Source organism: Frigoribacterium sp. Leaf44, from assembly GCF_001421865.1.
Classification (GTDB): Bacteria; Actinomycetota; Actinomycetes; order Actinomycetales; family Microbacteriaceae; genus Frigoribacterium.
The window spans coordinates 1,002,086-1,017,182 of record NZ_LMLG01000006.1; the positions used below are offsets into that span (position 1 = coordinate 1,002,086).

Consider the following 15,097-nt stretch of genomic DNA (forward strand, 5'->3'; position numbering starts at 1 on the left):
CATGAGAAGAATCCCCTCGAACGTCACGACGCTCGCCGGAACCCTCGCGGTGGCGACGGCCCTCGCCCTGACGGGCTGCTCGGGTGCGAGCGTCGATCCGGCGACCAGCGCGACCCCGACGGCCGCCGGCTCGGCGCTCGACGGGTCGATCACCGTCTACGCCGCTGCCTCGCTCAAGACCACGTTCACCGAGTTGGCCGACGAGTTCGAGGAGGCCCACCCCGGCACGACCGTCGAGCTGACCTTCGCGGGGTCGTCCGATCTCGTCACGCAGATCACCGAGGGCGCCCCCGCGGACGTCTTCGCCTCGGCCGACGAGAAAAACATGGCCGAGCTGACCGACGCCGGTCTCGTCGACCCGTCGGCGTCCGAGGACTTCGCCACGAACGTCCTCACCATCGCCGTGCCGCCGTCGAACCCTGCCAGGGTCTCCGACTTCGCCGACCTCGCGAAGCCCGACGTGAAGACCGTGATCTGCGCGGCCCAGGTGCCCTGCGGGGCGGCCACGAAGACCGTCGAGGAGGCCACCGGCGTCACGATCTCGCCGGTCAGCGAGGAGTCGTCGGTGACCGACGTGCTCGGCAAGGTCACCTCGGGTGAGGCCGACGCCGGGCTGGTCTACGTCACCGACGTCGAGGGCGCCGGCGACGACGTCGAGGGCATCGACTTCCCCGAGGCGGACCAGGCCGTCAACACCTACCCGATCGCCCCCGTGGTCGACACGTCGAACCCGGAGGTGGCCGAGGCGTTCGTCGCCTTCGTCACCGGCGAGGTCGGGCAGGGCGTGCTGCGGTCCGCCGGCTTCGGCAGTCCGTGACCTCGACCGTCAGGCCCGGGCCCTCCGCCCGCCTCCTCCGTCGACGTCGCCGGGCGTACGCGAGCGTCCCGGCCTGGGTCGCGGTGGTCGCGGTGCTCGGTGCCGCCTTCGTGCTGCTGCCTCTCGTCGCCATGGTGTCTAGGGTCGACTGGGCCGAGTTCGTGCCGCTGGTCACGTCCGAGTCCTCGGTCGCCGCGTTCTGGCTCAGCCTCCGCACCTCGGTCGCGGCCACCCTGATCTGCGTCGTGCTGGGCGTCCCGATGGCCGTCGTGCTGGCCCGCACCGAGTTCCGCGGCCAGAAGGTCCTGCGGTCGCTCGTGCTGCTGCCGCTGGTGCTACCGCCCGTCGTCGGGGGCATCGCGTTGCTCTACACCTTCGGGCGCCGCGGCCTGCTCGGCCAGACCTTCGACGCGCTCGGCGTCACCATCGCGTTCTCGACGACGGCGGTCGTGCTGGCCCAGACCTTCGTCGCCCTCCCCTTCCTGGTGCTGAGCCTCGAGGGCGCCCTCCGCACGGTGGGCACGCGCTACGAGGCCGTCGCCTCGACCCTGGGGGCGCGACCCACGACCGTGCTGCGGCGGGTCACCCTGCCGCTCGTGCTGCCCGCCCTCGTCTCGGGAGCCGTGTTGTCGTTCGCACGCGCCCTCGGCGAGTTCGGGGCGACGCTGACCTTCGCCGGGTCGCTGCAGGGCGTCACGCGCACCCTGCCGCTCGAGATCTACCTGCAACGCGAGACCGACCCCGACGCCGCCGTGGCGCTGTCGCTCGTGCTCGTCCTCGTGGCGGTCGTCGTCGTCGCCCTCGCGCATCAGGCCGGCCAGTCCTCCGGTGCCGCCACGAGGAGGCGCGGGTCGTGACGCTCGAGTTCGCGGCGGTCGTCGAGGACCGCGGCTTCGACGTCGAGTTGACCGTCGCCGAGGGCGAGACGGTGGCCGTCCTCGGCCCGAACGGTGCGGGCAAGTCGACGCTGCTGGCGTTGATCGCGGGCCTGCTGCGACCCGACCACGGCACGGCCCGGCTGGGTGGCCACGTGCTCTTCGACGTCGACGACCGAGGGCGGGGGCCTGCGCTGCGCCCGCACGAGCGTGGCGTCTCGATGCTCGCGCAGGACGCCCTGCTCTTCCCCCACCTCAGTGCCCTCGACAACGTCGCGTTCGGCCCGCGCAGCGCCGGCGTGCGGCGCCGCGAGGCCGGCCGACGTGCCGCCGACTGGCTCGCCCGGGTCGACGCGACGGGGCTCGCCGACCGCCGGCCGGCGCAGCTCTCGGGCGGCCAGGCGCAGCGCGTCGCCGTCGCTCGCGCCCTGGCGGCGGGTCCCGACCTGCTTCTGCTCGACGAGCCGATGGCCGCCCTGGACGTGTCGGTCGCTCCCGCCCTGCGACGGACCCTCCGCGACGTCCTGGCCGACCGCACGGCGATCGTCGTCACGCACGACGTCCTCGACGCCTTCACCCTGGCCGACCGGGTCGTCGTGCTCGAGGGCGGTCGGGTCGTCGACGCCGGACCGACGCACGACGTCCTCGAACGCCCGACCACGCCGTTCGCGGCCGGGCTCGCGGGCCTCGACCTGTTGACCGGCACGGCTCACGGGGGAGGCGTCCGGCTGGAGGACGGCACCCTGCTGACCGCCCGGTCCGCCGACGGGCTCCCGGCGGGTGCGGCGGGCGCGGCGGCCGCGGTGGCCGTGCGACCGAGCGCCGTGCGCGTGTCGACCGGGTCCCCTGCGAGTCCGACGCCGTCCGAGAACGTCCTCGACGTCGTCGTCACGGACCTCGAGCCCCGCGGGGACGTCGTCCGGGTCCGGGCCGGCGACGTGTCGGCCGACGTCCCGCCCGGCCTGGTCGCCGGCCTCGACCTCGTGCCGGGCAGCGCCGTCCGGTTCTCGTTCGACGCCGGGGACGCCGTCGCCTACCTGGTCTGAGCGGGCCCGGGGGCCGACGAGGGGGCGGACCGTCGGCGGCCGACGACCCGACGCAGCCGGTCGACGTCGTGCCCGACGGCGTCGAGCAACCGGTCGGTGAAGCCGGGGCCGGCCCGCCAGAGCGTCACGAGCAGGATGACGAGCACGGCCGAGGCGAGCGACGCCCGCTGCAGCGCCATGCCCGGCTCGAGTTGCCGGACGAGCAGGGCGAGCGGGATCGCCAGCCACTCCACCCGCCCGGTCAGCGCGACGAACGGCACGAGCAGCAGCGCGTACCAGGGGTAGCGCGGGCTGACCGTGACGAGCGTGACGCCGATCATCACGAGCTGTCCGAGCCACGGGTCGTGTGCCGGGGTCCTGACCCACACGAGCACCGCCGTGACGCCGACGATCAGCACGGCGACCGGTGTCGTCCACGCGTCCGGCATGAAGGCCGACAGGAACACGAAGCGCGACCCGTCCTCGTAGCCCTCTTCGGTCAGATAGCCCGGCAGGTACCCGAGCACGCCCCACCCGGTCATGGCGACGTAGGGAACGTAGAGCACGGCGAAGGTGACGACGGAGGCGCTGATCACCTTCCAGGGCTGCCCGCGCAGCAGGGCGGGTGCCGCGATCACCGGGATCAACTTGGTCGCGATCGCGGCCCCGAGCGCGATGCCGCCGCGGAGACGTCGACCGGTCGCGACGAGCAACGACGCGGCGACCACGAGCACGGCGCCCAGGAGGTCGACGTGGGAGTTCGTGACGCCCTCGCCGACCACGAGCGGGCACCAGCCCCACAGCGCGGCCCAGCGGGGGTCGAGACCGCGACGGCGCAGGGTCGCCAGCAGGGCCAGGGTCGTCCCCAGCACGAGCACGAAGCCCATGGCCTGCAGCGGGAAGAACCCGGCGTCGGGACCGACCACGGCCGAGACCGCCCAGAAGTACAGCTCGGCCATCGGCGGGTAGATGGTCGGCACGTCGGGCCGGTTGATCAACGTGCAGACGACGTCACCGGTCTGGCTGTCGTAGGCGCGGTGCACCTGGCGGTCGGGCTCGCCGCAGCGTTCGCCGATCGTGCCGTCGTCGCGGGTGAACGGCGTCGACTCGGGGAAGATCCACGCCGGTCTCAGGTCGCGCAACTCGCCCGCGTCGGGCGTGTACTCGTACGGCGAGACGCCGGCGGTCTGCACGATGCCGTCCCAGGCGTAGCGCGCCGGGTCGGTGCTCGTGTTGGGCACGCCGGTCAGACCCGCCCCGCCGACCAGGGCCGTGCCCGCCACGACGAGAGCGGTGACGTGTCGCACGGGCACCCGTCGCAGCAGCACCACCGCCAGGGCGAACAGCGCCCAGCACACGGCGGTCCAGACGACGAAGTCGGTCCGCAGTTCTTTCATGAGGAACCCGACGTTCACGACTCCCCAGGCGATCGCCCCGGCCAATCCGAGGACGGCCACGGCCGCGAACACAGTACGCACGCCCCCAGTCTGGCCGAATCGGCCCTGGGAGTCGTGCACATCGGAGATGATGAGCCACATGAGACGACCGACACCATGAGGCGCCTGCTGTACGAGGCGCGCCGCGCCGCCTCGTCGCCGAACCGCAACGCCCGGTCGGCGACCGTCTTCGGTCGCCTCCTCGGCGCCGCGTTCGTCATCTGCCTGCTGACCGGGCTCTACAGCCACTTCCTGCAGGAACCGCTCGACGGGATGCGGTTCCCGACGAGCCCCGTCTGGCTCTACCAGGTGAGCCAGGGCATCCACATCACCGCCGGGATCGCCTGCATCCCCCTGCTGCTGGCGAAGCTGCACTCGGTGTTCCCGCAGCTCTTCCAGCACCCGCCGATCAAGCACCCGGTCGACGTGCTCGAGCGCGCCTCCATCGCCCTGTTCGTCGCGGCGACGATCCTGCAGCTCGTCACCGGCCTGCTGAACACGTACCAGTACTACCCGTGGCCGTTCCCGTTCAAGCAGGTGCACTTCGCCCTGTCGTTCGTCATCATCGGCTCGCTCGCCGTCCACATCGCGGTGAAGCTGCCGCTGATCACCCGCTACTGGCGGGCGCGTGACAGCTACGACGCCGAGGGGCGTTTCGTCGAGCCGTCGGCCGAGCTCGACGAGGCCCGTGCCGCGTTCGTGGGTGAGACCGAGGCGACCGCCGAGCTCGCCCGCTTCCGTGCCGTGCGCGACGCCGACGGGACGCGACGCGACCGTGATCCGCAGGCCGCACCTCCTGCTCCCGCCCGGGGCCTCACCGGCCGCGTGACGCGCTGGATCGACTCCGCGCACGACGTCGACCGCGAGCCGGGTCGCGCCCGGGTGTCGCGCCGTGGCTTCTTCACCGCCGCCGGCGTCGCCACCGGGGGAGTCGTCGCGCTGACGGCCGGGCAGTCCTTCGCCCCCTTCTCGCCGCTCAACGCCTTCGCTCCGCGGCAGCGCGGGCTCGGACCGAACGACCTGCCGATCAACCGCACGGCCGCCGCGGCCCAGGTGCTCGAGACGGCCATGGACCCCGACTGGCGGCTCGACGTCGTCGTCGGCGGCGTCGCGACCTCGTTCACGCTCGACACCCTGCGCGGGTTCGACGGGGCCGACGAGCGCCTGCCGATCGCCTGCGTCGAGGGCTGGAGCCAGACCGGCGCCTGGCGCGGGGTCCGCCTCGTCGACCTGCTGGCCGCCGCCGGAGCCCCGACCGACCACCGTCTGCGGCTCACCAGCCTCGAGAAGAAGGGTGGCTACCGCGTGACCGAGATGGGCCCCGAGTACGCCTCCGACCCGCGCACCCTCGTCGCCCTCGAGCTGAACGGCGAGCCGCTCAGCATCGACCACGGCTACCCGGCGCGCATGATCGCCCCGGGGCGCCCCGGCGTGCTGCAGACCAAGTGGCTCAGCTCGATCGAGGTGCTCTCGTGACCGCGCGCGTCCCCTCGGCCGCGTCGAGCGCAGGAGGCGCGGGCACGTCGCGCACCGTCCGCGTCGTGCGGGGGGTGCTGATCGCCCTCGGCATCGCCCTGATCGGCCTCGGCGGCTGGGTGCTCACCGACACGGTCAACCCGAACCGGTACGGCGGCCTGCTGCTCTGGCTGGTCGGCTCGGTCGTCGTCCACGACGCCGTGCTCGCCCCCGTCGTGGCCGTCGTCTCGCTGGTCGTGCGACGGACCGGGCGTCGCGTCCGACCTGCCGTCCTCTGGATCGTGCAGGGCGCGGTCGTCGTCGGGGCGATCCTCTCGCTGATCGTGGTGCCCGAGATCGTCGCGAAGACGAAGGGCCCGAAGAACGACACGGTGCTGCCGTTCGACTACGGCCTGCGCCTGGCCGTGCTCTGGCTCGTGATCGCGGCGGTGGCCGCCGGCCTCGTGGCGCTCTACCTGGCGCGCAGGCGGCAGAAGGTGCGTCCGTCGACCGACCAGGTCTGAGCGACTCGCAGGCCCGACCGCTTGGCGTGGCGGTGCAGGGCCTCGCGGCCGACCTCGGCCCAGGGGAAGGTCGCGCTGGCGTGCCCCTGGTCGTCGACCACGTGGGCTTCGTAGCTGTCGTCCAGCGACGCCTCGGGGGCGGTCTCGACGACGATCGAGCCGGTCGCCGTGAGGATCTCGGCGCAGCGGGTCAGCAGCGCCGTCGGGTCGCCGCCGATGCCGACGTTGCCGTCGAGCAGCAGGGCGAGGTTCCACTGGCCCTCGCGGGGCAGCGGGTCGAAGACCGAACCGCCGGCCACGGGCAGGCCGGCCTCGCGGGCCATCGCGACGGCCGTGGGCGAGACGTCCAGGCCGAGCACGGTCAGGCCGCGGTCGACGGCGGCACGCACCATGCGGGCGGGCCCGCAGCCGATGTCGAGCACCGGGCCGGTCTCGTCGTCGAGGGTCGTGAGGTCGGCGGCGTCGGCGTCGGCGCTCCAGCGCGCGACGTCGAACGCTTCGTCGGCGTCGCCCGCGGCAGGGGGCGACGCCGGGCGTCCGGCACCGCCGGTCACGCGGACGAGTTGCAGGAGTCCTTCGTGACGCAGGGCGCGGGCGTACGGCTCCGCGCCTCCTGATCCAAAGGTGGCGGGTCGGTCGGGGGCGATGGTCACGAGGTGACCCCTTCTGTGGCGGGATCGGTCGTGCGGGCGACGCCGTTCGTGGTGGTGGTGGCAGTGGCCTCGGCGTGCCGCAGGGCCGCCGCGAACCGGCTGTCGGGTGCTGTGGCCGCGACGAGGCGGGCGTCGTCGATGGTGTCGACGTCGACGAGTTCGGGCAGCATGCGCACGCTGAGGCCGGCGTCGGCGAGCCGACGGAGCTGGTGGGCGCCCGTGTCGTCCCGCGACATCGGCACGCCGCGCAGCAGGTCGCCGGTCGGTCGGGCGAGGCCCAGGGCCCAGAATCCGCCGTCGTTCGCCGGCCCGAACCAGGCGTCGACGTCGTCGGTCCACGCGTCGAAGACGGGTGCGAGGGCCTCGACCGTCACCTGGGGGGTGTCCATGCCGATCAGCACGGTCTTCGCGTCGACCTCGTCGAAGAGGGCGCCGAGGCGCGCGTCGAGGTCGCCACCGATCTGAGGGATCACATCGAAGTCTTCGGAGCCGACGGGCCTCCGGTTGCCGTCGAACAGCAACACGCGCCGCGTGGCCGGCAGGCGGCGAGCCACGTCGAGGGTGTCCTGGATGGCGGCGGCGGCCACGTCGGCGGCCTGCTCGAGGCTGAGCGGGGGGTGCAGGCGCGTCTTGACCTTGCCCGGGATCGTCTCCTTCGCGATCACCACGAGGGTCGTCATCGGCCGACCTCCCGCAGCAGGCGGGACATGTCCTTGATCGCGACGGACGTGCCGCGGATGGTGCCGGTCACCTTGCTCCGGCCGACCCGGGGCGAGTACGGGGCGTCCTGCTCGACGATGCGCCAGCCGGCCTCGCTGGCGCGCAGCACCATCTCGAGCGGGTAGCCGCTGCGGCGGTCCTTCAGGTCGAGGTCGAGCAGTGCCCGGCGCCGGGCCACGCGCATGGGGCCGAGGTCGTGCAGGGCGACGCCGCTGGCGCGCCGCATGAGGTGCGAGAGGGCGAGGTTGGCGAGGCGGGCGTGCACCGGCCAGGCGCCCCGGGTGGTCGGGCGGCGACGGCCGAGGACGAGATCGGCGTCACCGGCCATCACGGGGGCGGCGAGGGCGACGAGGTCGGCGGGGTCCATCGAGGCGTCGGCGTCGCAGAACGCCACGTAGTCGGCCGTGGCCGCCTCGAGACCGGCGTGGGCGGCGCTGCCGAAGCCGCGCCGCGCCTCCTGCACGACGGTCGCGCCGTGCTCGGCGGCGACGCGGGCGGAGTCGTCGGTCGAGCCGTTGTCGACGACGATGGCGTGCCAGCCCTCGGGCAGGCGGCCGAGCACCCACGGCAACGCGCCTTCTTCGTCGAGACAGGGAAGCACGACGTCGACTCGGGGGCTGCTCATCCTGTCGACTGTACGGATGCGATCCCATGAAGGTGATGGGAACGGGCGGCCCGCGCCCCGAACGGGGGGAGCGGCCCCTCCCGCCTACCGGACGACCGCGGCGCGCAGCGGGGCCGTGGCGAACTCGTGCATGCCCTGCTCGAAGGTCACGCTGGGTCGCCAGCCCAGCTCGCCCTGCAACCGGGCCGACGACGCGGTGACGTGCCTCACGTCGCCCGCACGGTACTCGCCCGTGACGACGGGCACGGGACCACCGGCCTCGCGGGCCAGGGCCTCGGCCATCTCGCCGATGGTGTGCACCGTGCCGCTGCCGACGTTGAACGCTCGGAACGTGTCGGTCGGCTGGTCGGCCGTCCACTCGAGGGCCGCGAGGTTGGCGGACGCGATGTCGCGGACGTGGACGAAGTCGCGCCGTTGGGCACCGTCCTCGAAGACGCGAGGTGCCTCGCCGCGTTCGAGCGCCGAGCGGAAGAGCGAGGCCACGCCGGCGTAGGGCGTGTTCTGCGGCATGCCCGGACCGTAGACGTTGTGGTAGCGCAGGGCGGCGGCCCGACCGCCAGTGCTGCGTGCCCACGAGGTCGACAGGTGTTCCTGGGTCAGCTTCGTGATGGCGTAGACGTTGCGGGGGTCGAGCGGGGCCTCCTCGCCGATCAGCTGCGGCTCGAGCAGCTCACCCGCCTCGTCACGCGGGTCGAAGACGCCGGCGTCGAGGTCGGCGATCCGGCGGGGGGCCGGGCGCTCGGTCGCGCCGGACGAGGTGCGGTAGCTGCCCTCGCCGTAGACGACCATCGACGAGGCCACGACGAGGCGGTCGACGCCGGCGCGGTCCATCGCCGCGAGCACGACGGCCGTGCCGAGCTCGTTCGTCGAGACGTAGTCGGGCGCGTCCTGGAAGTCCACGCCGAGCCCGACCTTGGCCGCCTGGTGGCAGACCGCGTCGACGCCCACGAGTGCCCGGTCGACGGTCTCGGCGTCCCGCACGTCGCCGTGCACGAAGTCGACGCGCGGGTCGACCGTCGGCTCGCCGCCGTGCACGTCGGGCCGCAGCGAGTCGAGCACGCGCACCCGCCAGCCGCCCTCGAGCGCGAGGTCGACGATCGCCGACCCGATGAAGCCGGCCCCGCCGGTGACGAGCAGCAGGCCGGGAGCGTCGGCGGACGCAGCGGGGGCAGCTGACGAGGAGGCGCGGGCCGCGTTCACAGCGCGGCCTTCCGAGCCGAGACGGGCCGCGAGAGCACCTCGGCCACCGCCTCGGGCGGCATCAGCTCGCGCGGCGAGTAGTCGTCGGGCATCGCGGCGACGATCGACTCGATGGCCGCGACGATGCGCGGCTGGGCGGCCGCGAGCCGTTCGAAGACGAGCGAGGCGCTCACCGCGTCGGCGTCGGGCGCGTCGCCCTCGGCCGGGGCCAGACCGGCGTCGCTGTCGGTCACGTACGAGAGGTTGACGGCCCCCATGCCGAGTTCGAGGGTGAGCGGGATCTCGGGGTACATCGTCATGTTGACCGTGTGCGCCCCCGCGGCACGGAACCAGAGGGACTCGGCCCTGGTCGAGAACCGCGGCCCCTGGATCACGACGCAGGTGCCGGTCGGGGCGAACGGCTCGCCCTGCGCCTCGAGGGCCGCGATCGCGGCGGCCCGGAGCGCGGGGTCGAACGGGTCGGCGGCGATCAGGTGCTGCACGTGCCCCTCGACGTCGAAGAACGTGTCGCGGCGTCCCCAGGTGCGGTCGATGAACTGGTCGGTGACGACCATCGTGCCCGGGGCGACGTCGGGGCTGACCCCGCCGACCGCCGAGGACGACACGATGGCCTTCGCGCCGAGCGACGCGAGCGCCCACACATTGGCCCGGTAGTCGATCAGGTGCGGCGCGACCGCGTGGCCCGCGCCGTGCCGGGTGAGGAACGCCACCCGCTTGCCGCCCAGCTCGCCGATCGTCACCTCGCTCGAGGTCGGGCCGTAGGGAGTCTCGACGACGTGCCGGGTCGCCTCGCCCTCGGCGAAGAGCGAGTACAACCCCGATCCGCCGATGACGGCGACGTCGACGGGCGGCGGCCCCGAGGAGGCGCGGGTGGGCTGAGGGACGTCGGTCTCGGTCGCGGGGTCGGTCACCCCCGATACGCTACTGACCATCGCCCGAGAGGAACCGCGTGCGCACCATCGAGACCCACCTCGCCGAGGTCACGGCCGTCGTCGAGGCCGCCGTGCGGGCCCGACCGGTCGATGCACTCGTGGTCAGCCCCGAGGCGCTCGCCTCGCACTCCGACCGGTACCGCGACCGGGTGCTCGCCGTCGACGTCGTCGCCCCGATCGACCTGCCGCCCTTCGCCAACTCGCAGATGGACGGCTACGCCGTCTCGACCGCCGGGCTCGACCCGGCCGGTCCCACCAGCTTCCGGGTCGCGGCGCGCATCCCCGCCGGCCGGGCCGCCCCCGACCTGGTCGCCGGCACCGCCGCCCCGATCATGACCGGTGCGGCCGTCCCCGCCGGCGCCGACGCGATCGTGCCCATCGAGAAGGTCTCGCCCGACGCGTTCCCTCCCGTCGGGGTCGACGCCGTCGTCGAGGTGCCGGCCGGCGTCTCCGCCGGGGCCTTCGTCCGGGCCGCGGGCAGCGACGTCGTCGCGGGTTCCGTGCTGTTCGCGGCCGGGACGCGACTGACGCCCGCTCGGTGGGGCGTGCTCGCCGCTGCCGGGATCGACGCGGTCGAGGTACGGAGCCGCCCGCGCCTCCTGCTGGTCTCCACCGGCGAAGAGCTCGCCGCACCCGGTGCCCCGCTCGGGCCCGGCCAGATCCACGACGCGAACGGCGTCGCGCTGGCCGCCGCGATCGCCGAGGTCGGCGTGATCGTCACGACCGCCCGGGTGACCGACGACGCGGCTGCCCTGCTCGCCGTCGTCGCCCGCCACGCCGACGAGGTCGACCTCGTGCTGACGAGCGGCGGGGTGAGCGCCGGCGCCTACGAAGTCGTGCGCGACGCGTTCGAGGGCTCGGGCGTCAGCTTCGGCTCGGTGGCGATGCAGCCCGGCGGGCCGCAGGGCTGGGGCAGCGTCCTCGTGCGCGATCGCGAGCTGCCCGTCGTCTGCTTCCCCGGCAACCCCGTCAGCTCACTCGTGTCGTTCGAGGCCTTCCTGCGTCCCGCGCTGGGCGGCGTCACGGGGGTCGGCCTGCCCCGACGGCGGTGGACCGTGCCCATGGCGCACCCCCTGGACTCGCCGGTCGGCAAGCACCAGCTGCGTCGCGGGCGGGTCGACGTCGACGGGCGCGCCCACGTCGTCGGCGGGCCCAGCTCGCACCTGCTCGCCGCCCACGCCGAGGCCACCGTGCTCGTCTCCGTCCCCGTCGGGGTCGACCGCGTCGACGAGGGCGACCGGGTCGAGGTCTGGGCGCTCGACGACTCCGCCCCCCACGAGAAGGCCGACCGATGACCGAGAACCCGCCGCCCGACGTGCCGCTGTCCGACACCCCGTTGGCCGACACTCCGCGGGCGGACACCGCGCTGTCCGACGCCCCGCTCTCGCACGTCCGCGACGACGGCACCGCGCACATGGTCGACGTGACCGGCAAGACCGAGACGAAGCGCGTCGCGACGGCCCAGGCCGTGCTGACCACGCGGCCCGACGTGATCGCGCGACTGGTCGACGGCTCGCTGCCCAAGGGTGAGGCACTCGGCACCGCCCGCATCGCCGGCATCCTGGCCGCCAAGCAGACTCCGACGCTCATCCCGCTCTGCCACCCGTTGCCGCTCGGCGCGATCACCGTCGACTTCGAGACCGCGGAGGCGCAGGTCACCGTGATCGCGCGCGTCTCGACCCGCGGGGTCACCGGGGTCGAGATGGAGGCCCTGACCGCCGCGTCGGTCGCGGCCCTCACCCTCTTCGACATGATCAAGGCGGTCGACGCGCTCGCCGTCATCGGCGAAATCAAGGTGCTCGACAAGCAGGGCGGCAAGTCGGGGGACTGGTCGCGATGAGCGACGCCACCGTCGCTCCGGGTCCCACCGTGCCGGACGGCCCGACCCCCTCGGGCTCGTCCGACCGGCGCCGGGCCGTCGTCGTCGTCGCCTCGACCCGCGCGGCCGCCGGCACGGCCGACGACACGACCGGCCCCGTCATCCGCGACTGGTTCGCGGGGCGCGGCTGGCTGGTCGAGGGTCCCGTCGTCGTGGCCGACGGCGAACCGGTCGGCGCGGTGCTCGAGGCGGCGCTCGAGTGGGGCGTCGACGCCGTCGTCACCACCGGTGGCACGGGCGTCTCGCCGACCGACGCGACGCCCGAGATGACCCTGCCCCTGCTCGACCGCGAGCTGCCCGGCATCGCCGAAGAGCTCAGGAGGCGCGGCGCGGCCTCGACGCCCCTGGCCGTCCTCTCCCGTGGGCTCGCGGGCGTGGCCGGCGGCACCTTCGTCGTCAACCTGCCCGGTTCGCGCGGCGGGGTGCGCGACGGGCTCGCCGTCCTCGAGGACGTCCTCGACCACGTGGTCGACCAGTTGCACGGGGTCGACCACGCCCAGAACCGCCATCCCAGTCCCGAGGGGGCCGCATGACCGCCGACGATCCGACCCTCCTGCCCGGCGGGGAGTCCGCCCGGGAGGCCGGCGCCACCCCGGTCTCCGGCGTGCCGACCGCACCCGCCGCCGCACCCGCCTCCGAGCGCGTGCTGCTCGCCCGCGTCGTCGACGTGACCGTGTCGGTGGCCGAGTGCTCCGCGCTCGTGACGAGCCGCGCCTCCGGGGCGGTCGTGACGTTCGAGGGGGTCGTGCGCGACCACGACGAGGGGCGTGGCGTCGAGGCGCTGCACTACGAGGCGCACCCGACCGCGACCGAGGTGATCCGTGAGGTCGCGCTGGCCGTGGCCGAGGCACACCCCGAGGTCGCGATCGCGGTCGAGCACCGGTACGGCGACCTCGTCGTGGGCGACGTCGCCCTGGCCTGCGCCGTGTCGTCGGCCCACCGCGCCGAGGCGTTCGCGGCCTGCGCCGCCCTCGTCGACGAGGTCAAGGCCCGCACCCCGATCTGGAAGCGCCAGGAGTTCACCGACGGCTCGGACGAGTGGGTGGCGTCGCTGGGCTGACACCGGCCGTGCGCCGCCGAGTCGGCCGCCCGGCCCGGGCCGTCTACGCTTCTGTGGTGGCTCATCTACTCGGCGCAGAAAACCTCCGTCTCGAATTCCCGACCAAGGTCGTCCTCGACGGGGTGACCCTCGGCATCGACGAGGGCTCCCGCATCGGTGTCGTCGGCCGCAACGGCGACGGCAAGTCGACGCTCATGTCGGTGCTCGCCGGCCGGCTCGAACCGGACGACGGCCGCGTGACGACCCGCCGCGGCCTGACGATCGGCATGCTCGACCAGCGCGACGTGCTCCCCGAGGGCGCCACGGTCGGCAGCCTGATCGTCGGCGACCGCGACGAGCACGAATGGGCCGGCGACGCGCGCATCCGCGACGTCATCTCGGGCCTCGCCACCGACATCCCGTGGGAGGCGCGGGTCGAGGACCTCTCGGGCGGCCAGCGTCGACGCGTGGCCCTCGCCACGCTGCTGGTCGGCGACTGGGACGTCCTGTTCCTCGACGAGCCCACCAACCACCTCGACGTCGAGGGCGTCGCGTGGCTGGCCCAGCACCTCTCACGCCGCTGGTCGCCCAACTCGGGCGCCCTCGTCGTCGTGACCCACGACCGGTGGTTCCTCGACGAGGTCTCGACCGACACGTGGGAGGTCCACGACGGCATCGTCGAGCCCTTCGAAGGGGGTTACGCGGCGTACGTGCTGCAGCGGGTCGAGCGCGACCGCATGGCGTCGGCCTCCGAGTCCAAGCGCCAGAACCTGATGCGCAAAGAGCTCGCCTGGCTGCGACGCGGCGCCCCGGCGCGCTCGACCAAGCCCAAGTTCCGCATCGACGCGGCCAACGAGCTGATCGCGGACGAGCCGCCCGTGCGCGACGCGGTCCAGCTGTCGCAGATGGCGACCGCGCGACTCGGCAAGGACGTCGTCGACCTCGTCGAGGTCGGTGTCTCGTTCGGTGACAAGCGCGTCCTGCAGGACGTCGAGTGGCGCATCGCTCCCGGCGAGCGCACCGGCGTCCTCGGAGTCAACGGCGCCGGCAAGTCGACGCTGCTCAAGGTCGTCACCGGGGCCATCACGCCCACCGAGGGGCGCGTCAAGCAGGGCAAGACGGTCAAGTTCGCGATCCTCGACCAGCAGCTCGCCGACCTGCACGAGGTCGCCCACGAGCGGGTCAACGACGTCATCGGGCGACAGCGCACCTCGTACGTCACCGGCGGCAAGGAGATGACGCCCGGGCAGCTGCTCGAGCGCCTCGGCTTCACCAGTGCCCAGCTGCAGACGCCGATCAAGGACCTGTCCGGTGGCCAGAAGCGCCGCCTGCAGTTCCTGCTCATCCTGCTGAACGAGCCGAACGTGCTGATCCTCGACGAGCCCACCAACGACCTCGACACCGACATGCTCGCCGCGATGGAGGACCTCCTCGACGGTTGGCCCGGCACCCTGCTCGTCGTCTCGCACGACCGGTACCTGCTCGAGCGCGTGACCGACCAGCAGTACGCCGTGCTCGAGGGCCGCTTCCGGCACCTGCCCGGCGGTGTCGACCAGTACCTCCAGCTGCGTCGCGAGGCGACCCAGAACCAAGGAGGCGCGACCGACCGCCCGACGGCCGTCCAGGGGGCCTCGGCGTCGGTCGCGGCCTCGGCCGCCGCCTCGGGCCTGTCGGGAGCCGAGAAGCGCAACGCCGAGAAAGAGCTCGGCTCGATCGACCGCAAGCTCGCCAAGGCCGCGGGCGAGCGCGAGACCCTGTTGGCCCAGTTCGCCTCGTTCGACCAGTCCGACTTCGACGGCCTGGCCGCGTTGCAGGCGAAGCTGACGGCGCTCGACCACAAGACGGGCGAACTCGAGGTGCGCTGGCTCGAGCTGAGCGAGCTGCTGGCGTAGGGGGCCGGGCCGACGTGCTCCGTCG

The 15,097-nt window shown here is 73.6% G+C and carries 16 protein-coding genes; 10 read left to right on the top strand and 6 right to left on the bottom strand.

Annotated features, from left to right (window positions below; translation table 11 throughout):
* The first annotated feature begins 1 nt into the window (after position 1).
* The 3 genes from modA to ASE87_RS13215 are packed head-to-tail and all read left to right on the top strand — an operon-like array spanning position 2 to position 2,738.
* The gene (modA, locus tag ASE87_RS13205) at positions 2-817 is read left to right on the top strand and encodes a molybdate ABC transporter substrate-binding protein (protein WP_056229118.1); all 816 of its coding nucleotides are present in this window, start codon (positions 2-4) and stop codon (positions 815-817) included.
* A complete protein-coding gene (locus tag ASE87_RS13210) occupies positions 814-1,674 on the top strand; it encodes an ABC transporter permease (RefSeq protein WP_056229122.1) in 861 nt (286 codons plus the stop codon). The genes modA and ASE87_RS13210 overlap by 4 nt, the downstream gene beginning before the upstream one ends.
* On the top strand, positions 1,671-2,738 hold the full coding sequence (locus tag ASE87_RS13215) for a sulfate/molybdate ABC transporter ATP-binding protein (RefSeq protein ID WP_056229125.1): 1,068 nt from the start codon (positions 1,671-1,673) through the stop codon (positions 2,736-2,738). Before ASE87_RS13210 ends, ASE87_RS13215 begins: the two co-directional genes overlap by 4 nt.
* Here the strand turns inward: ASE87_RS13215 and ASE87_RS13220 are convergent.
* The gene (locus ASE87_RS13220; protein WP_162235888.1) at positions 2,726-4,195 is read right to left on the bottom strand and encodes a glycosyltransferase 87 family protein; all 1,470 of its coding nucleotides are present in this window, start codon (positions 4,193-4,195) and stop codon (positions 2,726-2,728) included. The genes ASE87_RS13215 and ASE87_RS13220 overlap by 13 nt on opposite strands.
* Before the next feature lie 75 nt (positions 4,196-4,270).
* Here ASE87_RS13220 and ASE87_RS13225 point away from each other — a divergent pair, with 75 nt between their 5' ends.
* Both ASE87_RS13225 and ASE87_RS13230 read left to right on the top strand, forming a co-directional pair.
* On the top strand, positions 4,271-5,629 hold the full coding sequence (locus tag ASE87_RS13225) for a molybdopterin-dependent oxidoreductase (RefSeq protein WP_056229132.1): 1,359 nt from the start codon (positions 4,271-4,273) through the stop codon (positions 5,627-5,629).
* Positions 5,626-6,132, top strand: coding sequence for a hypothetical protein (locus ASE87_RS13230; RefSeq protein WP_056229135.1), 507 nt, complete (start codon positions 5,626-5,628; stop codon positions 6,130-6,132). Before ASE87_RS13225 ends, ASE87_RS13230 begins: the two co-directional genes overlap by 4 nt.
* On the opposite strand, the gene ASE87_RS13235 is transcribed toward ASE87_RS13230, so the two are convergent.
* The 5 genes from ASE87_RS13235 to ASE87_RS13255 all read right to left on the bottom strand — a co-directional run bounded on the left by ASE87_RS13235 (position 6,081) and on the right by ASE87_RS13255 (position 10,241).
* Positions 6,081-6,785, bottom strand: a complete 705-nt coding sequence (locus ASE87_RS13235; protein WP_082452614.1) for a bifunctional 2-polyprenyl-6-hydroxyphenol methylase/3-demethylubiquinol 3-O-methyltransferase UbiG — start codon at positions 6,783-6,785, stop codon at positions 6,081-6,083. The two genes, ASE87_RS13230 and ASE87_RS13235, sit on opposite strands and share 52 nt — an antisense overlap.
* A complete protein-coding gene (locus tag ASE87_RS13240; RefSeq protein ID WP_056229137.1) occupies positions 6,782-7,465 on the bottom strand; it encodes a DUF2064 domain-containing protein in 684 nt (227 codons plus the stop codon). The genes ASE87_RS13235 and ASE87_RS13240 overlap by 4 nt, the downstream gene beginning before the upstream one ends.
* Positions 7,462-8,130, bottom strand: coding sequence for a glycosyltransferase family 2 protein (locus ASE87_RS13245; protein WP_043596396.1), 669 nt, complete (start codon positions 8,128-8,130; stop codon positions 7,462-7,464). The genes ASE87_RS13240 and ASE87_RS13245 overlap by 4 nt, the downstream gene beginning before the upstream one ends.
* An 84-nt stretch (positions 8,131-8,214) precedes the next feature.
* Positions 8,215-9,270: an NAD(P)-dependent oxidoreductase gene (locus tag ASE87_RS13250; RefSeq protein ID WP_056229675.1), complete on the bottom strand. Its 1,056-nt coding sequence runs from the start codon at positions 9,268-9,270 to the stop codon at positions 8,215-8,217.
* A gap of 56 nt (positions 9,271-9,326) precedes the next feature.
* Positions 9,327-10,241: an MTAP family purine nucleoside phosphorylase gene (locus ASE87_RS13255; protein WP_231567157.1), complete on the bottom strand. Its 915-nt coding sequence runs from the start codon at positions 10,239-10,241 to the stop codon at positions 9,327-9,329.
* Between the two features lie 38 nt (positions 10,242-10,279).
* Between ASE87_RS13255 and glp the strand changes: the two genes are divergently transcribed.
* Genes glp through ASE87_RS13280 form a run of 5 tightly spaced genes read left to right on the top strand, consistent with a single transcriptional unit; the run spans position 10,280 to position 15,072 of the window.
* The gene (gene glp / locus ASE87_RS13260) at positions 10,280-11,557 is read left to right on the top strand and encodes a gephyrin-like molybdotransferase Glp (protein WP_056229142.1); all 1,278 of its coding nucleotides are present in this window, start codon (positions 10,280-10,282) and stop codon (positions 11,555-11,557) included.
* Positions 11,554-12,102, top strand: coding sequence for a cyclic pyranopterin monophosphate synthase MoaC (gene moaC, locus ASE87_RS13265; RefSeq protein ID WP_082452615.1), 549 nt, complete (start codon positions 11,554-11,556; stop codon positions 12,100-12,102). The genes glp and moaC overlap by 4 nt, the downstream gene beginning before the upstream one ends.
* On the top strand, positions 12,099-12,674 hold the full coding sequence (locus ASE87_RS13270; protein ID WP_082452616.1) for a molybdenum cofactor biosynthesis protein B: 576 nt from the start codon (positions 12,099-12,101) through the stop codon (positions 12,672-12,674). Before moaC ends, ASE87_RS13270 begins: the two co-directional genes overlap by 4 nt.
* Positions 12,671-13,201: a molybdenum cofactor biosynthesis protein MoaE gene (locus ASE87_RS13275; RefSeq protein ID WP_082452617.1), complete on the top strand. Its 531-nt coding sequence runs from the start codon at positions 12,671-12,673 to the stop codon at positions 13,199-13,201. Before ASE87_RS13270 ends, ASE87_RS13275 begins: the two co-directional genes overlap by 4 nt.
* Before the next feature lie 56 nt (positions 13,202-13,257).
* Positions 13,258-15,072, top strand: coding sequence for an ABC-F family ATP-binding cassette domain-containing protein (locus ASE87_RS13280; protein WP_043596398.1), 1,815 nt, complete (start codon positions 13,258-13,260; stop codon positions 15,070-15,072).
* Positions 15,073-15,097 lie beyond the last annotated feature (25 nt).